General features: G+C 70.6%; 17 protein-coding genes. 11 read left to right on the top strand and 6 right to left on the bottom strand.

All coding sequences use genetic code 11. From position 1 onward, the window contains the following. Window positions 1-46: 46 nt before the first annotated feature. Entirely contained in the window at window positions 47-628 is a 582-nt protein-coding gene (locus OXN85_04940) for an HD domain-containing protein (protein MCY3599304.1), read from the top strand. Between the two features lie 315 nt (window positions 629-943). Next, window positions 944-1,381: a LytR C-terminal domain-containing protein gene (locus OXN85_04935; protein ID MCY3599303.1), complete on the top strand. Its 438-nt coding sequence runs from the start codon at window positions 944-946 to the stop codon at window positions 1,379-1,381. Between the two features lie 67 nt (window positions 1,382-1,448). On the opposite strand, the gene rlmN is transcribed toward OXN85_04935, so the two are convergent. Further along, the gene (gene rlmN, locus OXN85_04930) at window positions 1,449-2,519 is read right to left on the bottom strand and encodes a 23S rRNA (adenine(2503)-C(2))-methyltransferase RlmN (GenBank protein MCY3599302.1); all 1,071 of its coding nucleotides are present in this window, start codon (window positions 2,517-2,519) and stop codon (window positions 1,449-1,451) included. 172 nt (window positions 2,520-2,691) lie between these two features. On the opposite strand from rlmN, the gene aspS reads away from it, so the two are divergent. The 6 genes from aspS (at window position 2,692) to meaB (ending at window position 10,856) form a co-directional block, all read left to right on the top strand. After that, entirely contained in the window at window positions 2,692-4,473 is a 1,782-nt protein-coding gene (gene aspS / locus OXN85_04925) for an aspartate--tRNA ligase (GenBank protein MCY3599301.1), read from the top strand. A gap of 2 nt (window positions 4,474-4,475) precedes the next feature. Next, window positions 4,476-5,441 (top strand): PhoH family protein, encoded by a 966-nt coding sequence (locus tag OXN85_04920; GenBank protein MCY3599300.1) that lies wholly within the window; start codon window positions 4,476-4,478, stop codon window positions 5,439-5,441. Continuing rightward, window positions 5,438-7,894: an HDIG domain-containing protein gene (locus OXN85_04915; protein MCY3599299.1), complete on the top strand. Its 2,457-nt coding sequence runs from the start codon at window positions 5,438-5,440 to the stop codon at window positions 7,892-7,894. The genes OXN85_04920 and OXN85_04915 overlap by 4 nt, the downstream gene beginning before the upstream one ends. Next, on the top strand, window positions 7,891-8,412 hold the full coding sequence (gene ybeY / locus OXN85_04910) for an rRNA maturation RNase YbeY (protein ID MCY3599298.1): 522 nt from the start codon (window positions 7,891-7,893) through the stop codon (window positions 8,410-8,412). The genes OXN85_04915 and ybeY overlap by 4 nt, the downstream gene beginning before the upstream one ends. Before the next feature lie 79 nt (window positions 8,413-8,491). Further along, window positions 8,492-9,853 carry a magnesium transporter gene (gene mgtE, locus OXN85_04905; GenBank protein MCY3599297.1) on the top strand — a complete coding sequence of 454 codons (1,362 nt, stop codon included), beginning with the start codon at window positions 8,492-8,494 and terminating at the stop codon, window positions 9,851-9,853. Window positions 9,854-9,869: 16 nt separating this feature from the next. Further along, window positions 9,870-10,856, top strand: coding sequence for a methylmalonyl Co-A mutase-associated GTPase MeaB (gene meaB, locus OXN85_04900; GenBank protein ID MCY3599296.1), 987 nt, complete (start codon window positions 9,870-9,872; stop codon window positions 10,854-10,856). Here meaB and OXN85_04895 read toward each other — a convergent pair. Further along, on the bottom strand, window positions 10,843-11,685 hold the full coding sequence (locus tag OXN85_04895) for a transporter (protein MCY3599295.1): 843 nt from the start codon (window positions 11,683-11,685) through the stop codon (window positions 10,843-10,845). The two genes, meaB and OXN85_04895, sit on opposite strands and share 14 nt — an antisense overlap. Window positions 11,686-11,810: 125 nt before the next feature. Here OXN85_04895 and OXN85_04890 point away from each other — a divergent pair, with 125 nt between their 5' ends. The 3 genes from OXN85_04890 (at window position 11,811) to OXN85_04880 (ending at window position 15,139) form a co-directional block, all read left to right on the top strand. Then, complete coding sequence (locus tag OXN85_04890; protein MCY3599294.1) at window positions 11,811-13,478, top strand: methylmalonyl-CoA mutase family protein; 1,668 nt, start codon at window positions 11,811-11,813, stop codon at window positions 13,476-13,478. 77 nt (window positions 13,479-13,555) lie between these two features. Beyond that, entirely contained in the window at window positions 13,556-14,467 is a 912-nt protein-coding gene (locus tag OXN85_04885; protein MCY3599293.1) for an NINE protein, read from the top strand. 15 nt (window positions 14,468-14,482) lie between these two features. Next, entirely contained in the window at window positions 14,483-15,139 is a 657-nt protein-coding gene (locus OXN85_04880; GenBank protein ID MCY3599292.1) for a porin family protein, read from the top strand. Between the two features lie 42 nt (window positions 15,140-15,181). On the opposite strand, the gene OXN85_04875 is transcribed toward OXN85_04880, so the two are convergent. The 4 genes from OXN85_04875 to ggt all read right to left on the bottom strand — a co-directional run bounded on the left by OXN85_04875 (window position 15,182) and on the right by ggt (window position 21,122). After that, on the bottom strand, window positions 15,182-18,334 hold the full coding sequence (locus tag OXN85_04875; GenBank protein MCY3599291.1) for an amidohydrolase family protein: 3,153 nt from the start codon (window positions 18,332-18,334) through the stop codon (window positions 15,182-15,184). 74 nt (window positions 18,335-18,408) lie between these two features. Continuing rightward, a complete protein-coding gene (locus OXN85_04870) occupies window positions 18,409-18,759 on the bottom strand; it encodes a hypothetical protein (GenBank protein ID MCY3599290.1) in 351 nt (116 codons plus the stop codon). Between the two features lie 12 nt (window positions 18,760-18,771). Continuing rightward, entirely contained in the window at window positions 18,772-19,125 is a 354-nt protein-coding gene (locus OXN85_04865) for a DUF5674 family protein (protein MCY3599289.1), read from the bottom strand. Window positions 19,126-19,244: 119 nt separating this feature from the next. Next, window positions 19,245-21,122, bottom strand: a complete 1,878-nt coding sequence (ggt, locus tag OXN85_04860; GenBank protein MCY3599288.1) for a gamma-glutamyltransferase — start codon at window positions 21,120-21,122, stop codon at window positions 19,245-19,247. Between the last annotated feature and the right edge of the window lie 109 nt (window positions 21,123-21,231).

Genomic DNA, 21,231 nt, shown 5'->3' with positions numbered 1-21,231 from the left:
ACCCCGCGCGATCCCGACAAACTCCGCGATCGAAACGAAACCTCACGTGGACAACCTGCACCCGATCATCCACGCGGCCGGCGCCGAAGGACGCCCCCCCGACTGGGCCGTCATGAGCCCCGCGCGCATCCGCCACGCCGGGCGCGTCGGCAAGTTGATGGGCGACTGGGCGGAAGCCCTCGGACGTGACGCGGCGACGCGGATCCGCTGGCGCGCGGCGGGCCTGCTGCACGACGCGCTCAAGGAAGCAGGCGTGGAAGCGCTGCGTCCCCTCGTTGACGGGACGGAAGAGTGGCCCGACCCGCTCCTCCACGGTCCCGCCTGCGCGAACCGGCTCCGCGCGGCCGGCGTCGATGACGAGCCGCTCCTGCGAGCCATCGCCTTTCACACCACCGGACACCGGGACCTCCGCGCGCTCGGGCAGGCCCTCTACATGGCCGATTTCCTGGAGCCCGGCCGCCTCGCCTCGGGTCGGGAGCGGACCGGCCTGCGCCGCCGCATGCCGGACGACTGGCACGCCGTGCTCGTCGACGTCGCGACCGCGAAAATCGGCGTTCTCATCGACGCCCAGATCCCCGTTTCCGCCGTGACAGCCGGGTTCTGGGAAGCGATCACCGCCCCGCGCTGACCCCGATCTTCGCAAATCCCGAAACGGTTGATTAGATTGATGGGAGTGGCAGACTGCAGGACAGTGTGAGGCAGGGTGGCGGCCGAGCACGGTCGACGGGCGGATGGGAGGACGACGGGAGGCGACAAAGTGCTTTCGAGGTCCAGACGACGGTCCAGGCGGGAAACCCGGCGAGATCCAAACGGTCGCACTCGCTATCGCAGACGGCAGGGTTCCTTCAAACGAGTAGCTTCTGCATTCCGGGGACTGATCACGACGGCGATCCTCATCGGCGCCGGCGCCTTCATCGGTCTCTTCTGGGAGGAATGGAAGGTCGTGCGGCTCGCGGTCCTGGCCGGGGCCGGTCCCGCACCGGCCGCGACCACGGAAGGCGTGGCGGCGGGCACCTTCAACGGTGGTTCCGCGGCGACGGGTTCCGCGACGGGAGAGATTCCCGGCCGGGGGGACCTTACGAATCGCATCAAGGTCGAGGTGCTCAACGGGGCCGGAGAGCGAGGGCTCGCGCGTCAGTTCGCCGACCGACTCCGGCTCCTCGGCTTCGATGTCGTCGCGACCGGTAACGCCGAGCACTTCGACCACGAGGTTACGCACGTCCTGGATCGATCGGGCCGCCTCGGCGCCGCGCTCGCCGTTGCCCGCGAGCTGAGTACGGATTCGATGGCCATCGCCCTCGATCCCGAGCTCTTCCTCGACGCGAGCGTGGTGGTGGGGAGCGATTGGGCGGGCCTGCTCGTGAACCTCGGAAAAGACTGAGCGGCAACAACTTTCCGCCGACGGCGCCAGCTTCCCGCCGACGGCGCCAGCTTCCCGGCGGCAGGCGCTAGCTGTCGCGCGACAGGCGCAGCTGCCCGCACGCGGCGGCGATATCCCGTCCCCGCGGTCTTCTCACCGCATTGCCCACCCCTCGCTCGGCGAGCGCCTCCGAAAAACGCGCGATCCCCTCGGCGGAACTCGGACCCCACTCCGGACGCGACGGGATGGGGTTGAAGGGGATGAGGTTCACGAAGCAGATGAGCCCCCGCGCCAGCTTCGCCAGCGGCGCCGCCAGCGCCGGGTCGTCGTTCACCCCCCGGATGAGCGTATACTCGAAGCTGATGCGCCGGTTCTTGTAGCTCTGGTACGTGCGCAGGGCGTCGAACAGCTCCGGCAGCGGGTAGCGCTTCTCGATCGGCATCAGCTCAAGCCGCAGTTCGTGGGACGGCGCGTGCAGCGAGACGGCGAGTTCGAACGGCTCCGGCCGCCGCGCGAGTTCCAGAATCCCGGGGATGAGTCCCACCGTCGACACGGTGATCCGCCGCGCCCCGAGACCGAACCCTCCGTGCAGGGACGCGAGCGATCCGATGACCCCGTCGAGGTTCGCCAGCGGTTCTCCCATCCCCATGTACACGACGTTGGAGATCGGGCTGGACGCCGGCCGGCCCATCTCCTCGCGAGCCACGCGCAGGGAGTCGCGGTACTGCGCCACGATCTCGGCCGCCCTCAACTGGCGCCGGAACCCGAAGTCGCCGGTGGCGCAGAAGCGGCACGCGAGCGCGCAGCCGGCCTGCGACGAGAGACAGAGCGTGAGGCGGTCGCGCGTCGGGATGAGCACGGACTCGACCCGCTCGCCGTCGTCGAGCCGCCACAGGTGCTTCACCGTCCCGTCCTTCGAGCGGGCGACGTAGTCCGGGTCGATCGGGGTGAGGGAAAAGGCCGTGCCCAGCGCCTCCCGGAGGCCGGCCGGGAGGTTCGTCATCTCGTCGAACGAACGCGCGCCCCGCTCCCAGACCCACTGCTCGACCTGCCGCGCCCGGTACGCCGGCTCTCCGCGCGCGGCGAAGAACGCCGCCAGCCGCTCCCGCCCGCCGTCTCCCGACTCCGCGAGCAGTTCCGTTCGTGTGCTTTCCGTCATCTCCCGCTTCTTGCCGCCGCCGCTTGCTGGCGCCGCCGAAAATCGGCTATCTTTCGCGGCGTTCCGCACTTCTCAGACCCGATTCCGAGCCGATTCCCTTACGCCGCGAGTTCTCCTGACCAAACTATCGCTACCGACCGAACGGCGTGAGCCGGCCTCCCTCGAGACCGCCTTGCGCGACGCCGGCTGCGGGCAGGTCGAGGCCTCGTGGTCCGGACGCGAAGTCCGGGTCATCGGGTGGGTACACCGTCGTCGCGACCTCGGAGGACTCTTCTTCGTCGACCTGCGCGACCGGACCGGCCTGCTTCAGCTCTCCTTCGGACCCGAATGGTCGGATGCCGCCGGCCTCGAGCTTGCGGCGGAGCTGAACCCCGAGGATGTCGTGCAGGCGACCGGCGTCGTCACGCCGCGCCCCGAGCCCAACCCGGACATGCTCACGGGCGAGATCGAGATCCGGGTGTCGAGTCTTGGGCGGGTGTCCGTCTCCGACCCGCTCCCGATCCTCGTCTATCAGCCCCCGGACGAAGAGCTGCCCTCCGAGGAACTGCGACTCAGGCACCGGATTCTGGACCTGCGCCGTCCCGAGATGCAGCGCAACCTGAGGCTCCGGCACGTGGCGACGAACGCGGTGCGCGCCTCGCTGACCGAGCAGGGATTCGTCGAAATCGAGACCCCGCTCCTCACGCGGCAGACGCCGGAGGGGGCGCGGGACTATCTCGTCCCGAGCCGGGTCCACCAGGGCCGGTTCTTCGCCCTTCCGCAGTCGCCGCAGCTCTACAAGCAGCTTCTCATGTGCGCCGGCTTCGACCGCTACTTCCAGATCGCGAAGTGTCTCCGCGACGAGGACCTGCGCGCGGACCGCCAGCCGGAGTTCACCCAGATCGACGTGGAGATGGCGTTCGTCGAGCAGGACGACGTGTTCCGGGCCGCGGAGAAGATGTTCGCGCGCATCTGGCGGGACGGGCTCGAGCGGGACCTCCCCGTGCCCTTCCGGCGCCTGCCCCACGCCGAGGCGATGGAGCGCTACGGCACGGACAAGCCGGACCTCCGCATCCCCTGGGAGATACGGGACTTCACGGACGCGCTCACCGGCATCGGTTTCGGCATCTTCGACGGCGCCGCGCAGGCCGGCGGACGCGTCCGCGGGCTCGTCGTGCCGGGCGGCGCGGCGCTCTCGCGCTCGCGCATCGCCCACTACGACAAGCTCGCGCAGGAGGCCGGCGCGAAGGGCGCCCTGTGGCTCAAGCACACCGCGGACGGCTGGTCCGGTCCGCCCGCGAAGCTCGTCGGCGAGGAGGTCGCGGGTACGCTCGAGGCGGAGTTCGGGGTGGCGGAGGGCGATCTCGCCTTCTTCGTCGCCGGCCGCGACGCGGAGAGTTCGCCCGCCCTCGACCGGCTGCGGCGCGCGGCGGCCCGGGAACTCGGCGCCGTGGACGAGAGCGGCGAGGAGTGGCTCTGGATCACCGAGTTCCCCCTCTACCAGCGGGATCCCGACACCGGCCTCCCCGTTCCGGCCCAGCACGCCTTCACGATGCCGGCGGACCCCGACCCGGAGCGGTTGCGCGAGGATCCGTTCTCCGTGAACGCGGTCGCGTACGACATCGTCTACAACGGGATAGAATTCGGCAGCGGGAGCATCCGTTGCCACCTTCCCGAGGTTCAGCGCGTCATCCTTGAGGCGACGGGGCTCACGCCGGAGGAGGTCGAGGCGCGCTTCGGTTTCCTGCTCGAGGCGTTCCGCTACGGCGTCCCGCCGCACGGAGGGTTCGCGGTCGGCATGGACCGCGTGGTGGCCGAGATGGCCAGCTGCGCGTCGATCCGGGATGTCGTCGCGTTCCCGAAGACCGCGGCGGCCAGAGGCCTGCTCGAGCGGTCACCATCGTCCGTGACTCCGGCCGAACTCGAGGAACTGGGAATCTCCGTGACGGGAGGGACCGGAAGGAGCGGGAATTGAGCGTGGCGACGGAGCGGCGCCTCTCCATCGAGGGGGCCGACCAGCAGTTGCTGGCCGGCGTGAACGACTCGAACCTCACGACGCTGGCCCGTCAATGCGACATCCGCGTCGTCCTCCGGCGCGACGAGATGATCCTCTCCGGACCGCAGGCTGACGTGGATCGCGCCTCCCCCACGGCGCGGCGCATGATCCGCTACGCGCGGCTGCGGCGTCCCTTCGACGCGGTGGATGTCGAGCGTTTTCTCGAAGCGCCCGCTGACGGCGACGGCGGCTCCCGGAAGTCGGACGGCGCCCGGGGCTCCGGCCAGGGAGAGGTCGCGCTGGCGGGGGCCAAGCGCGCGATCCGGCCCAAGTCTCCGGGACAGGACAAGTACCTGGCCGCGATGCGCGAGCGGGACATCGTCGTCGGCATCGGCCCGGCCGGCACCGGAAAGACGTATCTCGCGGTCGCCGCGGCGGTCGAGGCGCTCAACCGGAAGCGGATCCGCCGCATCATCCTCACCCGGCCCGCGGTCGAGGCCGGCGAGGCGCTCGGCTTCCTGCCCGGCGACATCCGCGAGAAGGTCGACCCCTACCTGCGCCCCCTCTACGACGCGCTCGAGGACATGATGCCTCACGACCGCGTCCGCCGCGCGATCGAGGACCGCGTAATCGAGGTCGCCCCGCTCGCGTACATGCGCGGCCGGACGCTCTCCGACGCGTTCCTCATCCTCGACGAGGCGCAGAACGCGACGACCGCCCAGATGAAGATGTTCCTCACCCGGCTCGGGCTGAACTCCAAGACCGTGATCACGGGGGACAAGACGCAGATCGACCTCCCGCGCCCCGAGGATTCCGGACTCCTGGAGATCGAGGAAGTCTTGCGCGACGTGGTCGGGATCGACTTCGTTTACCTGGATGACGCGGATGTCGTCCGGCACCGACTCGTGAAGGAGATCATCCGCGCGTACCGGGAGTCCGAGCGTTGAGTTTCTTCGGTCGCGTCCGAGACTACCTGCGCCCCGTGAACCGGCCGCCGGCCGGCGGCCGACGGGACGCGTGGGTCCACCACGGATTCCGGGCCGGGATGGTCGCCGTCATCGCCCTCGCCGTCCCCCTGATGTTCCCGCAGAGCACGCCGAGCGGGTTCGACGGCATCGACCCCGGCAGCGTCGCCCGCCAGACGATCAACGCGGACTTCGACTTCGACGTACCCAAGGACCCGGACCGACTCCAGGAGCAGCAGGACGACGCGGAGGCCGGGGTGACACCGAGGCTGCGCTTCGAACCCGCGCGCGCGGACAGCAGCGCCGAGCGCGTGAACGCCTTCGTCGCACAGCTCGACTCGGTCGTCCCCGCGGCGGAGGCGCGGGTCGAGGAGGAGGGACTCCCGGCCGCGGCCGGCGCCGCGCTCGTCCGGGACGAAGTCCGGCGGGTCGCGGGCGGGATCGGGATCGACCTCACGGCCGAAGGGGTGATCGACTCGCTCCAGGTCGACTACCTCCTCGACGGGGAGTCGCGCGGCCAGCTCCGCGACGAACTTGAGACGGTCTTCGAGGGACTGCGCGAGGGGGTGATCCGCGAGAGCGAACTTGCGGACATCAGCGCCGCGAACGTCGTCGTACGCGAGGGATCTTCCGGCGACGACCGCGTGCGCGCCGTCGGGGATCTCCTCCGGCTCGGCGACTTCACGCGGGCGGCTCGGGAGGGGGTGGGAGACCGGCTGCCGCCCGGGGGCGCGGCGCTCTTCCAGCAACTCCTCCTCATGGGGCAGCCGACGCTGCGCATCGACCAGGACGCGACCCGGCAGGCGCGCGAGCAGGCCCGCGCCGCGATCCCCCAGGTCGAGGGCTTCGTGCTCGAGGGAGAGCGCATCATCACCGAGAACACGGTGGTGACGGAGGAGGAGTACCGCCGCCTCCTCGCCTACCAGTCCCAGATCCTGGAGCGCGGCGGGACGCGCACGACATCGGACTTCCTGCGCAACGCGGGCATGGTCCTCCTCGTCGTGAGCATGCTCGGGATTCTCGTCTTCGCGACGTTCCGCTTTCGCCGCGACATCTACGAGAACCTCCCAAGCTTCACCGTCCTGCTCGGGCTCGTCGTCATCGTGATGGCGGCGGCCGGCGCCGTGGCCGCCACGCAGGGGTCGCCCGCGCTCGTGCCGGTCGCGCTGGCCGGCCTCCTCGCGGCGGCGCTGTTCGACAGCCTGCTCGGCCTCGTCGTCGTCTCGACGATCACGGGGATCCTCATGGGCCAGCCGCATTTTTCGGGACTCGCGGCCCCCATGGTGACCGTGGCGGGCGGGGTCACGGCGGCGTTCGCGGTCCACACGATCCGCACGCGTTCGCAGAGCTGGGTCCTCGTCATGCTGATCACCGCGGCCTACGTGGGGGCCGGCCTCCTGCTCGTCCTCACGGGCCACTACGCGCTGGGCGAGATGGGGTCGACCGCGGCGCTCGGGTTCCTCAACGCCACCGTGTGCGTCGGACTCGGCGTCGGCATCGGCCTCCCGCTGCTCGAGACCTTCACCGGGCGCACGACGGAGGCGTCGCTGCTCGAACTCTCCGACATGAACCGGCCGCTCCTGAGGCGGCTGGCCCGCGAGGCGCCCGGCACGTACGCCCACTCGATCAACGTGGCGAACCTCGTCGAGGCGGCGTGCGAGGCGATCGGAGCCGACGCCGTCCAGGGCCGGGTGGGGGTCTACTACCACGACATCGGGAAGCTCGAGCGTCCGCAGTACTTCATCGAGAACCAGCCCCGGGGGCTGAACCCGCACGACCACCTCACGCCGTGGCAGAGCGCCGAGATCCTGCGCGACCACGTGCGCCACGGGCTCGTCATGGCCGAGGAGGCGCGGCTGCCCGAGGTCGTGAAGGACTTCATTCGCGAGCACCACGGGACGCAGTTCATCCGCTACTTCCTGGAGAAGGCGCGCGCCCTGGACAGCGTCGCGGAAGTGGACCCGAGCGACTTCGCCTACCCCGGCCCCAAGCCGCAGAGCAGGGAGACGGGCGTGGCGATGCTGGCGGACGCGGTGGAAGCGGCGTCGCGCGTGCTCTCGAACCCGAGTCCCGAGCGCATCCGGGCGCTGATCGACCGCCTCGTGCAGGACCGGATCGACGCCGGCGAACTCGACGACTGCCCGCTCACCTACCGCGACGTTCGCATCGTCAAGCGGGAGTTCGCGCACGTCCTCACGGGGCTCTATCACCACCGCATCGACTACCCGAAACCGACGGCGCCCGGCGAGACGCCCGGCGGCCCGGGCGAGGCGGCTGGCGGCGGGGGGACGGAGAAGAGCGTCGTGGAGGCGGCGGCGACCGCGGGGGAGGGAGGTGCGTCGGCGCCGATCGACCTCGAGCAGGCGGCGCAGGGCGACACCGGCCCCATCCCCGCCCTCGACTCGGAAGGAGTCGCCAGCGGGCGGACGGATTGACCGAAGCCGTGCCGCCCGAGATCCGCATCGACTTCCCCTCCGGCCGGAACGAAGGTTGGCGCGGCCCCTCCGAGGCCGAGTTGAAGGCGGCCGCGCGGGCGGCCCTCCGTGCGGGCGGCGGCGCGGGTCGGGCTCCCGGGTCGGGCGCGGGCCACGACGCGGGCGAGGGCGCGGAGATCTCCGTCACCTTTCTCCCGGCGGAAGCCATGCGCGCCCTGAACCGGGACTACCACGGGGTCGCCGATCTCACGGACGACCTCACGGACGTGCTCGCGTTCGGGCTCGGCGAAGACCCGCTCGTCGGCGACATCTACATCTCTCCGGACGCCGCCGAGGCTTCCGCGGGCGAGCTGGGGATCGATCCGCGCGAGGAAATCCTGCGCCTTCTCATCCACGGCGTCCTCCACCTGCTCGGGCACGACCATCCGGAAGGCGAGGCGCGCTATGCCTCGCCGATGTTCGAACTCCAGGAGCGGCTGCTCTCGTGCCTGCTGGCCGAGTTTCGTGGCCGCGCGTAGCATTCCCCGTCCTCCGCGGCCTTCCCGAAGGCCCTGATCCGCGAACCGCCCGCCTCCGCGGGCCGGCGCCCGAGCGAGCATGCACGAGCACCCGGAAGAGCAGCGCCACCTCCTGATCGAGGAGGTTCGCGTCCGCCTCGAGGCGGGCGACGTGGACGCGCTCCTCGCGTTCGTGGAACCGCTGCATCCGAGCGACATGGCGGACGTGCTCGAGCACGTGGAGGAGGCCGAGCGCATGGCCCTCCTCCAGCTCATCCCGGCCGCCCTCGCGTCGGACGCCCTCGCCGAGATGGAGGAGGAGGAGAAGCCGGGCGAGCTGCTCGCGAGCATGGAGCCGGAGCGGATCGCCGAGATCGTCGAGGAACTCGCGGACGACGACGCGGCCGACCTCATCGGCGAACTCGACCCGGAGGAGCGGGCCCGCGTCTTCGAGTCGATGCCCGACGAGGAAGAGCGGGAAATCCGCGAACTGCTCGAGTATCCGGAGGAGTCCGCGGGCGGGATCATGACCCGCGAGCTGTGCGCGGTGGACTCGGAGGCGACGGCGGCCGCGGCGATCGAGGAGCTGCGGGCGCAGGCGGAGGAGACCGAGGACCTCTACACCGTGTTCGTCGTCGGGCAGCGGGGGCGGTTGCGCGGCGTCGTCACGCTGCGGGACCTCGTGCTCGCGGCGCCGGAGACGCGGATCTCCGACCTGCTCGAGGAGCCCCCGGCCGTGGTGTCGGTGGATCTCGACCAGGAGGAGGTGGGGAGGATCCTGTCCCGCTACAACCTCGCCGCGATCGGGGTCATCGACGACGAGGGCCGGCTGGTGGGACAGATCACCTTCGACGACGTGATCGACGTCGTCGAAGCGGAGGTCACGGAGGACATCCTGCGCTTCGCCGCCGTGTCGGACGAGGAGCAGTTGCGCGGGACGACGCTCGGCGCGATCCGGAGCCGGCTGCCGTGGCTCGCGGTGAACGCGCTCACGCTGGCGGTCGCCGCGGTCGCGGTGTGGATGTACCGCGGGACGATCGAACAGCTGGCGATCCTCGCGGCCGTGATGCCGGTGATCGCGGGGCTGGGCGGGAACGCGGGCACGCAGGCGCTGGCGGTCACGATCCGCCGCATCGCGCTCGCCGACGAACTGCCGGGAGAGCGCTGGTCCGCCGTGGTCAAGGAACTCGTCGTGGGCCTGGTGAACGGGGTCGTGATCGGGCTGCTCGTGGCGCTCGTCTCGCTGCTGCTCCCGAACACCGAGGCCATCTTCGGGCTCGTCGTGATGATCGCCACGTGGGCGAACCTCGCCGTGGCCTCCGCGCTGGGCGCCTTCTTCCCGATCCTGCTGGAGCGGTTCGGCGCGGACCCCGCGGTCGCCTCTTCGGTCTTCGTCACGACGTTCACGGACCTGATCGGGTTCGTGCTGCTGCTGGGCCTCGCGACCCGGTTTCTCCTGTGAGGGCGGGAGCCGCGGGGTGAGTCCGGCGTTCGATGCGGGGGGGCTCGCCGGCCGCATCGCGGGCGGCGAGCCCCTGGCGCTGGCCCGGGGGATCTCGCACGTCGAGAACGAGAGCGACGGATTCGAGGCGCTTCTGGAGCGGCTGGACGGGCGCACCGGACGCGCGCGGCGCATCGGCATTACGGGGCCGCCCGGCGCCGGTAAGTCGACGCTGACGGCGGCACTTACGCGGCATTACCTCGACCAGTCTCTCAAGGTCGGGATCGTCGCCGTGGACCCGACGAGTCCGTTCACGGGCGGGGCTCTGCTCGGCGACCGCATCCGCATGGGCGAACTCGCCACAGAGCCCGGCGTCTTCATCCGTTCGATGGCGAGCCGCGGGTCGCTCGGCGGCCTCGCGACCGCGACGCGGGAAGCCGCCGACCTCATGGACGCCGCCGGTTACGACCGCGTGATCCTCGAGACGCTCGGCGTGGGGCAGGCCGAACTCGACATCGCCGTCTCCGCCGACACGACCGCCGTCGTCCTCGTCCCGGAGTCGGGAGATGGGGTGCAGGCGATGAAGGCCGGGCTCATGGAGGTGGCGGATCTCTTCGTCATCAACAAGTCGGACCGGCCGGGCGCCGACCGGCTGGAGAAGGAGATCGCGATCATCATGTCGATCCGCTTCGCGAACAGGGAGCCGGGCGCCGACGAAGTCTGGCGCATGCCGATCACGCAGACGGTCGCGTCCGAAGCCCGCGGGATCGAGGAGTTCGCCGCGCACCTCGACCGGCACTTCGACTGGCTCCGGTCGACCGGAAGGCTCGAGGCGAACCGCCGCGCCGCCCGCCTCCGCCGCGCGCACGACGCGCTCCTCCGCCGCTCCCAGCGCGATGCGCAGCGGATCTGGCGCGCGGCCTCTCCGGAGACGCTGGATTCCGGCGCTTCCCCCTACGCGATCGCGCGCCGGCTGTACGAAGACTTCAGGGAGAGTCTAAGGGGAAGCCTCAAGGGAACCTGACGACGAGTCCCGTTCCCGTGAAGAAGCCCGTGGCGGACTCGTTCAGCCCCACGCCGACGCGGATGTCCCACTGCAGATCGTCGCTGAAGCTCCAGGTGAACCCGCCGTTGGCGTAGTGTTCCGCCCGGGTCCCATCCGGTTCCGCGTGGAAGAAGGCGAACCACTCCGCGTAGACCCCGGCCCGCGCGCCCACGGCGAACCCGGCCACGGCCGACTGCGCCCACTCGGCGTACTCCGTTCCTCCGCCTTGGGGGCCTCCGCCGCCGGCATCGCTCAGTGCCCGGTTCATCTGCGTGCTGCCCGCCAGCGAGACGTCCTCCGTGACGTCCCAGCCGTAGGTGAAGTTCACTCCCGGCAGCGCGCGGTCGCTCGTGAACGCGTCGCTTCCCGAGGGGACCGTCACCTGCGGAAGGATCGCGATCGCCGGCCGTAGCCCCTCCTGTTCGGTCAGGGCCAACTTGACTCCCAGGTAGAGGTCTTCCATCCCCGTCTCGGTGATGTTCCGCCCGTCCGCCCCGGCGCCCACGGACACGGGGCTCAGGCCCAGCCGAAGTTCCAGACTCTCGGCGAGCACCCCGATCCGCAGGAGAGGTTCGCCCAGCGAGTGCGTCCACACGCCGCCGCGGCCGCCGTCGCTGCCTCCCGGCCGGTCGTACTCGTACGCGTAGCCGAACTCGAGCTGGACCACGCCGCGCCCCACGGTCGCCGCCGCCTCGGTAAAGTCCGGCCGGTCCGCCACGAGCGGTCCCCGCTGCCCGTGGGCGGACCCCGCGGTCATCGCGAAGAGCGACCCGATCGCGAGGGCCCCATCCATCCATCGTCTGCGCATTATCCTGCCTCTCTCAGGTGTTCGCGGCCGCGCACGTTCCCGCGGGAACGTCCGTTCCCTACTTTGGGAGCCGGTAGCGCGCGGCAGGGAGGCCGCGGCGTGAGCCGGACGATACAGGAAGGGGCATGAGCAAGCACGGCGCGCTGAGCGATCAACTCGAGTTGTGGGAGGCGGTCTTCCGCCAGGCGCCGCAGCGCGACGACACCAGCTTCCGGAGCATCTCCGGGCGCGAGATCAAGCCGCTCTACACCCCCCTCGACGCCGGCGACACCGGCCCCGCGGGATACCTGGACCGGCTCGGCACGCCCGGCGAGTTCCCGTTCACGCGCGGCCCGTATCATTCGATGTACCGCACGAAGCTGTGGACGATGCGGCTCTTCTCCGGCTTCGCCACCGCGCACGAGACGAACGAGCGCTACAAGTACCTCCTCAGGCGCGGACAGACGGGGCTTTCCGTCGCCTTCGACTTCCCCACCCTCATGGGGTACGACTCCGACGACCGCCGCTCCGAGGGAGAGGTGGGGAAGTGCGGCGTCGCCATCTCGAGCCTCGCCGACATGGAGACGCTCTTCGACGGGATCCCGCTCGACAAGGTCTCCGTGTCGATGACGATCAACGGGCCCGCGCTCATGCTGTACGCCTTCCTCCTGGTGACGGCGGAGAACCAGGGGGTGCCGCTCGACCGGGTCCGGGGCACGATCCAGAACGACATCCTCAAGGAATACCAGGCCCAGCACGCGTGGATCTTCCCGCCCGAGCCCGCGCTCAAGATCATCGCCGACATCTTCGAGTGGTCGGCGGACGCCGCGCCGCGCTTCAACACGATCTCCATCTCCGGCTATCACATCCGCGAGGCGGGGGCGACCGCCGCGCAGGAACTCGCCTACACGCTCAAGAACGGCTTCACCTACGTGGAGCGGGGCATCGAACGCGGGCTCGACGTGGACAGCTTCGCGCCGCGGCTCTCCTTCTTCTGGGACGTGCATAACGACTTCTTCGAGGAGATCGCGAAGTTCCGGGCGGGCCGCCGCATCTGGGCCCGGCACATGCGCGACGCCTACGGGGCGCGGGATCCCCGGAGCCTGAGGCTGCGGACGCATGCCCAGACGGCCGGCGTCTCGCTCACCGCCCAGCAGCCGCACAACAACATCGTGCGGGTCGCGTACCAGGCGATGGCGGCCGCGCTCGGCGGCACGCAGTCGCTGCACACGAACGCGATGGACGAGACGCTCGCGCTCCCCACCGAGGAGGCGGCGAAGATCGCCCTGCGCACGCAGCAGATCCTCGCCTACGAGACCGGCGTCCCGAACACGATCGATCCCCTCGCGGGTTCCTACTACGTCGAGTCGCTGACGGACGAACTCGAGGCGGAGGCGGAGGACATCTTCCGCGAGATCGACGACATCGGCGGGGTCGTGTACGGGATCGAGTCCGGCTACTTCCAGGCGCAGATCGCGGCTTCCGCGCGCCGGTTCCAGGATGAGGTGGAGAAGGGGACGCAGACCATCGTGGGCGTGAACCGGTTCGAGGATGCGGAGGAGCCCCCGATCGAGATTCTGAAGATCGGGGAGGAGGCCGCGGCCATTCAGGAGGCGCGGCTGGCGGATCTCCGCGCGCGCCGCGACTCCGGCGCGGTGGAGCGGGCGCTCGAGGCGCTGGGGCGGGCCGCGCGCGAGGACGAGAACCTGCTGCCGCCCCTGCTCGACGCCGTGCGGGCCTACGCGACGCTGGGCGAGATCCGGATCGTGCTGGAGAAGGTGTACGGCCGCTTCAAGGAGCCCGTGGCCTTCTGAAGCGACGAGACCCCGCCGCCGGAACTTCCGACGAGACCTTCTTCGGGCTCTCCGCCCTCCATCAGGGCCCTCCCCAGGTGCCCGGAAGGGGCGACCTCGACTTCTCCCGCGCGGTGCTCGACCAGCTCTACAGCTACCGACCGAAGCGCGAGGGCATCGCCTATCCGCTGTGGCTCCTGACGGGGATTTTAGGCGGCCACCGCTTCTATCTCGACCGTCCCGGCACCGGCCTCCTCATGCTCCTCACGCTCGGAGGCGCGGGGCTGTGGTGGCTGCTGGATGTGCTCCTGATTCCGCGCATGGTGCGGAAGTTCAACGAAGACCAGGCGCGGCGGCGCTTCCTCGGCCTGCCGCCGCGCCAGCTCGCCTTCATGCCGGCCAAGGGGGAGACGCTCCCGCCGGAGCCGCACTGGGCCGCCAAGCGGGGGACGCGCGTCCGCCTGGTCGCCGACTCCGTCGTGATGATGCTGGCGGGCGGGTCGATGGGCGCCTTCGCGCGCGGATTCGGGATCTACGAGCCGATCGTCGCGGTGCTCGCGCTCATCGCGATCACCCTGCTGGGCACCCGCTGGGCCGCCATCTCCAACCTGCCCATCCTGCGGGGGTTCGACCGCTGGGCGCACCGGCTGCGCCTGTTCTACTACACGAACGATCCCGGCGGGGCCGTGTCCCTCGCCTTCCGCCAGGTGCTGGCCGCGTTCGCCATCCTCCGCAGGCGCCGGCGCGCCGAGGCCAAGCTTTACCTGCAGTTCGGCGTCTGGTTCACGATCATCTTCACCGTCTTCGACATCATCGAGGCGAGCAGCGGCACGGGGGGCTTCACGTTTTCCCTGGTGCAGGACTTCTACATGACGCTGTTCGCCACCTACGCCTTCGCCGCCCCGATCGGGGCGATCCTCAACAAGCACGTCCTCCTCCAGCGCAGCGACCGCGTGATTTGGGTGCTCAGCGGCGTCGCCGTACTGTTCATCGCAACGAGTCTCTTCTGAAAGGTCGGTTTCCACATGCGCAGAGTCGTCACGTCGCTCCTTCCGCTCCTGATCGCCGCCCCGCTGATGGGGCAAACGACGGTCGGACTTCGAGGGGGCCTGAGCCGGGCCACGGTCTCCGCGGATGTGGAGGACGTATCGCTCCAGGACGCTCGCAAGGGTGTGATCGCAGGGGTCGACATCGCGTTCCCCCTCGCAAGCGCGATCGAGCTTCGGGTCGGGGGCGCCTATTCCCAGAAGGGTACGGATCGGCCCGCGGACCTCGCCTCGGAAGGCATCGACGTCAGCGGCTCGGTCAGGATCGAGGCGGACTGGGTGCAGCTGTCGGCGCTCGCGCGCATCGGAACGCCGCGAGACGGCGGAATGTCCTTCGGTCTGCTGCTGGGCCCGTGGGCCGCTTCCCTGCTTTCCTGCGACGCGACGGTCAGTTTCGACGCCGGCGCACTCGGATCGGTGAATCAATCGACATCGTGCGACGATGTGACGAAGTCGACCGACTTCGGCGTCGCGGCCGGCGCCGGGTTGGAAATGGCGATTTCCGACGGCTTGCGGCTGGGTGTGGATCTGATCTACTCGCTGGGACTCGCGAACATCGACGACGCGTCGATGGATACCATCAACACGCGGCACCTGGCGCTTCAGGCCGGGATCGTGATCCCGTTCGGACGCTGAAGGGACTCTCCCCCATAACCCGCCGGAGCGTCCCCCGCGCGTTCAGGGCACGAGCGCGCGGGGAGGCTCCAGCAGGTCCTCGAGGCGGAAGATCTCGCCGTCCTTGAGCACGATGCGGGCGCGGCGGAGGTCCTCGATGTTCTCGAGCGGGTTGCCCTCGACGATGAGGATGTCGGCCAGGGCTCCGGCCGCCAGGGTTCCCATCTCTCCTTCCATGGCGAGCGCCTCGGCGGCCACGGACGTCGCCGTGCGCAGGGCTTCGACCTCCGTGAGGCCGCCCCAGACGTAGTTCTCGACCTCGGCGATGAGGGCGGCGCCGTAGGGGATGATGGGGGAGTCCGTCCCCGCCACCACCTTGCCTCCGCCGCGGACGACGCGGGTCACGGTGCGGCCGGCGTCGGCGAGCAGCTCGTCGATGCCGCCGGCCCGGCCCCTCGTGAGGGCGCGTTCGGTCATGGCCTCGGCCATCCCCTCGGGGAACACGGCCTCGAAACGGGCGTCGGTCGTCCACGACGGGTCGTCGCCGACGGACTTCCACCAGCCGCCCATGAGTGCCATCGTCGGCGTGATCGTCATGCCGGAGGCGGTAAGGAGCTGGATCACGTCGTCGTACGTCCGGTACATCGCCGTCACCTTCGGCGAATAGCCGCGGCGGCTCGTGCCCGAGATGTGTTCGACGTGGTCCTGGCCGTGCGCGACGGCGGGATAGATCTCGTGACTCGCCACCGGAATCCCGATCCCGTGCGCGAACTCGATGATGCGGCGCTGGATGAGGTCCGGCATGCGGACGTAGGTCTTGATGAGGGAATAGCCCACGTGCTCGGCGCGGTCCAACTCCAGCTCGAGGTTCCCGTTGGGGCCGAGGGAGCCGGCGCCCGAGTAGTAGATCCGGTTGCCGTCCATCGTGCGGCCGGTGGCGAACTCGCGCGGTCCGATGCGGCGGCCCGAGTCGATGGACTCCCGGCGCTCGGCGACCTCGTAGGGGTCGGAGGTGGGATCGCGGATCGTCGTCACCCCGTAGGCGAGAAAGGCGCGGCCCAGCGCCTCGCCCATCCCGTAGCCCATGTGCGAGTGCATGTCGACGAGGCCGGGAAGGACGGTGTGGTCGCTCGCGTCCACGACCTCGCCCCCCGCGTCGATGACCGCGGCGATGTGCGCGTCGCTGTGCGGGACGACGGAGACGATCCGGTTGCCCTCGATGATGAGGTCCATGTCGCGGGAGATCTCGTCCGAGACGCCGTCCCACACGCGCGCCGCGCGTACGACCACCGCACCCTCGCGCGCGGGGCGTTGCCACTCCATCCGCAGCGGAATCTCCTCGGAGCGGCCGTCGTCGAGGTGGTAGCGGCGAAGGCCGCGCGTCGACTGATAGACGATGGACCGTGAGTCGCCCGTCCACGAGATCGCGTCCGCGTGGTGGTTGGAGAGACGTGTCGGCGGCGCGCTGGGCGCGCCCTCCGCGTCGACCTCGACCATCCACAGCACGCCCTCGCTGGCGTACGCCATGCGCCGCCCGTCCGGCGACCACACCGGCCCGTCGAGCGCCCGCACGCCCATGTTCTCGTGATCGGCCGCCGTGACCCGGCGCGTCTCGCCCCCGTCCAGCGGCTGCAGGAGGATCTCGTTCCGCCCCTCCCGGAAGCGCGACGAGTACTGGGAGAGGACGGACATCGCGATCGTCCGCCCATCGGGGGAGAACGACGGCCGGCTGGGGGCGAAGAGATCGTTGCGGATCGTGGTGAGTTCGCCCGTCGCGAGGTCCACGACCTGCACGGCGGCCTGCAGTCCCATGACCGAGGTGAAAACGATCCGGTCCCCGGCGGGGGAGAACACGGGGCCCACCTCGCCGCCCGGCGCGGCGGTGGCGCGCGTCTCGGTGCCGGTGGCCATGTCGCGCACCCAGATGTCGAGGGAGCCCGCCCGGTCCGAGGCATAGGCAAGCCGCGAGCCGTCGCGCGACCACGCCGGCATCAGGTCGACGAAGGGGTCGTCCGTGAGCCGCCGGGGCGTTGCGCCGTCCGCGCCGCCCGCCCCGTCCGCCGCGATGTCGAGTAGCCACAGGTCGCCGAGGGCGGTGAAGGCGATGTGGCGACCGTCCGGGGAGACCGCCGGGGCGACGATCCCCTGCACGGGCTCCGGTTCTCCCGCCTCGAACGAACGCGGCGCGCGCTCGTAGTCGCGCCGCGTAAACGCGAACGTGGCCTCGAAGGGGATGTCCGCCCCCGGCGCGCCGTCCGCCGACACGCGCCGGATGCGGCCGTCGCCGGTGTAGGCGATCTCCGCGGCGTCCGTCCCGTCCCCCATCCGATCCCCCATCCGGTCTCCCATCCACATGGGACGGAAGGGGAAGACGTCCGCCCCCGCTTCGGTGAGGCGCGTCGGCGTGGTCGCGCCTCCGCCTCCGGCCGCGCCGGCGTCGGCCACCCAGAGCCCGGTCTGGCCCTGGACGACGGCCGAGTACGCGATCCGGCTTCCGTCCGGGCTCCACGCCGGTGAGATTGCGCCCGCGTTCCGCGCCACGACTCGGGTCGAGCCGCCGCTCTCGCGGACGATGATCGCCCCGAGGCCGCGGTCCGAGGCGTAGGCCAGGGACTCGCCATCCGGCGACCACTGCGGCGTGAACTCGTGCGTGGGCGCGTCCGTCACCCGCTGGAGGCGGCCGTCGCCGGGCCCGCCCGAGACGTCGAGCGTCCAGATGTCGTAGTTGCCGGAACGATCCGACGCGAAGACGATCGTGCCGCCATCGGGGGAGTAGGCCGGCTCCCGCTCATCGTAGGGACCGAAGGTGTGCTGCACCGGACCGGTCCCGTCGGGCGCGATCGACCAGATGTGCCAGCGCCCGTCCCGAAACGACTGGAAGGCGATCCGGCTCCCGTCCGGCGCCCACTGCGGCTGGCGCGCGTCGTAGTACATGTCCGTGATCGCGCGCGCCTCGCCGCCCCCGGCGTCCATCACCCACAGCGTCCCCTGCAGGTCGAGCACCATCCGGCTCCCGTCCGGCGAGACCGCCGCCGCCATGTTCGTCCCCTCGGAGACCGTGACCCGCACCTCCCGATCCTGGGCATGCGCCACCGTGGGCAGGAGAAGCAGCGCTACCGGCGGCAGAAACAGCGCTCCGGGCAGGAGAAGCCGCGCCGCCAGGGGGGTGAGCGCGCGGAACGAAAGACGGCTGCGGGGCACCGATACCTGGGACATGGAGTCAGCTCCGTTCTCGTGGCGATGGGCTGGAAGATGATACGGTGCGCGCGTCACCCCCCGGCAAGACCCCGTCAGGTGCGGCGGTAGTGGCGCAGCCGCGCGGCGTAGGCGAAGCCGAAGAAGTACCTGCGCAGGCCCTCCGCCGATCCGGGCGGCACTTCGGGGTCGAAGAAGAGACGGCAGAACTCTTCGCGGGCCCGCAGCACTTCCTGGCAGCGGTGGCCGTGCCAGCGGGGGTCCGCTGCGGTGAGGTCAAAGAGTTCCAGCGCCCGCGCGAGGGCGCCGTCGAACCGGCTCGCCTTCCCGCTCTCATGGGCACGGATTGCGCGCTCCACCTCGCTTCCGATGTTCCCGAGCTGCTCGACCAGATCGAGCTTGGCCCATCCGCCCGCAGCGGCCTGTCTGTGAAGGGGGCGTGCCATTTGTCCGCGCGTTTAGTTGGCGAGAACGAGCGACTCGACCAGCGCGCGGATGCGCTCACGCGTCTGCTCGTCGTCCACACCGCGCGAGCGGTTCCCCTGTCCGGGCCGAATGTTTATCAGGGAGTCGAAGTCGATCCACTCCGGGCCTTCGTCTTCCAGATACAGGTTGATGCCCCAGAGGTCCTGCTGGCGGGAGTGGTGCTGGAGGAGCAGCGCCTCATCATCCGCGTGTAAATCGCCTCCGACAGCCATGATCTCCCGAGAGACGTCGACCACGGCCTTGATCCAGTCGCCGAACTGGGCCTCGGCAATCTGAAGGAGGTCCGCACGGTGGATGGGCTCCGAGATGATGCGCCCCGCCGTCAAGCCTCGTCTCCTGGAGTGGGTGTGAGCGATGGGAAAGGCAACGTAACCGCCCTGCCGTCGACCGCACAGCCGCTCTTGACGGGTCGGGGGGGGGCCGCGCGCCCCCGGGGGCCGGGACCCTAGCGGCCGAGCGCCGTCCCGCCGCGGCGGGGGTCGGACCAGCCCGTCCAGGATCCGTCCGGCATCGCCATGATCAGTTGCAGGTCGCCCGACATGCCGCCGGTGAAGTAGGCGTCCGGCGGGCCCGGGTCGCGCTCGAGGACCGTGTGTCCCAGCGCCTCCAGCGCGCTCGCCGCCGCGCCCCCCAGTCCCCCGTATTCGTGGAAGACGAGGTCCGGGAGGTGCTGGTGGTGCACCCGCGGGGCGTGGACCGCCTGCACAACGTTCATCCCGTGGTCGACGACGTTGAAGATGGACTGCAGCACCGTGGTGATGATCGTGGCGCCGCCGGGAGTGCCCGTGATGAGGAAGAGGTCGCCGTCCGCGTCCTCGACGATCGTGGGGCTCATGGCCGACAGCATGCGCTTGCCGGGGCCGATCGCGTTGCGCTCGCCCTGCACGAGGCCGAACTGGTTCGGGGTGCCCGGCTTGGACGCGAAGTCGTCCATCGTGTTGTTGAGGAAGAACCCCGCCCCGTCCACGACGACCTTGCCGCCGTACCACGAGTTGATGCTGGTCGTGACCGCGACCGCGTTCCCCTCCGCGTCGACGACGGCGTAGTGGGTCGTGTGGCTCTCGTCGAGGAAGGCGTCGATCCCGGGATTGACCTCGGCGGAGGGGGTCGCCCGCTCCGTGGAGATCGTCGCCGCGCGGCTGTCCGCGTAGGCCTCCGACAGGAACTCGCCGGCGGGAAGCTCGACGAAGTCCGGGTCCGCGAGGTACTCGTTGCGGTCGGCGTAGGCGCGCCGGAAGGACTCGGCCATGACGTGGATCGTCTCGGGGCTGTTCCACCCCATGGCGCCCAGGTCCCAGCGCTCGAGGATGTTGGCGATGGCCGCCATCGTGAGACCGCCCGAGGAGGGCGGCGGCATCGAATGTACCGTGTAGCCGCGGTAGTCGAAGGCGACCGGCTCGCGCCACACCGTCTCGTAGCGGTCGAGGTCCTCCAGCGTGATGATGCCGCCGCCGCGCTCCATCTCCGCCACGATCAGGGCGGCGGTCTCCCCGCGATAGAAGTCGTCGGGCCCCTGGTCGCGGAGGCGCGTGAGGACGGCGGCGAGATCCGGCTGCGCGAAGGTGGCGCCGATGCCGGGGACGGCGTCGCCGGGGAGGAAGATACGCGCGCTGTGCGGGAAGGCGCGGATCCCCTCCTGGGCCGCGTCGAGCGTGGACACCAGCCGCGTCGTGACCTCGAACCCGTGCGCGAGGTCGATGGACGGCTGCACCACGTCGGTCCACTCGAGCGCGCCGAAGCGCCGGTGCGCCTCCCACAGCCCGGACACCGTCCCGGGCACGCCCGCCGCCAGGTGTCCCAGGACGGAGAGGTCGGTCACGTTGCCGGCCTCGTCGAGGTACATGTCGCGGGTGGCGGCCAGCGGCGCCTTCTCGCGGTGGTCCTGCGCGAAGACGGTGCCGTCGGCGAGGCGGATCATCATGAACCCGCCCCCGCCCAAGTTGCCGGCCTCCGGGTTCACGACGGCGAGCGCCAGTCCCGTGGCGACCGCCGCGTCGACCGCGTTCCCCCCGGCCGCGAGGATCTCGATGCCGACGCGCGAGGCGAATTCATCCGTCGAAGCGACCATGCCTTCGGTGGCGGCCACCGGCGCGTCTTCGGCCGCGAACGGCCACCCGTCGGGGAAGGCGCCCCCCGCTTCGATGAACGCGCTCGCCGCACCGCTCGCGGCACCGGCTTCGGCGCCATCCCCGGCGTCGCCCGCCTGACACCCGCCGACGAGCAACAGGACCGCAAGGAACGCACCCAGCGAGAGCGGCGCCCGGCCGCGGCGGAACGTCGGCCACCGTGGCCGCGAGGTATCGATTCGGTCTGCGTCGCGCATCTGAAATGACTCCCGGGATTGGAGTTCGGAGTTGGACATCGGGCGCCGGCCCTCGGCTCGGGCATCCGGCCGCCATTGTGCCCCTCGCCCCGACCGACCGGCAAGCATC

Origin of the sequence: Candidatus Palauibacter australiensis (assembly GCA_026705295.1) — a bacterium.
Lineage (GTDB): Bacteria > Gemmatimonadota > Gemmatimonadetes > Palauibacterales > Palauibacteraceae > Palauibacter > Palauibacter australiensis.
This window is presented reverse-complemented; position numbering and strand designations above follow the sequence as displayed.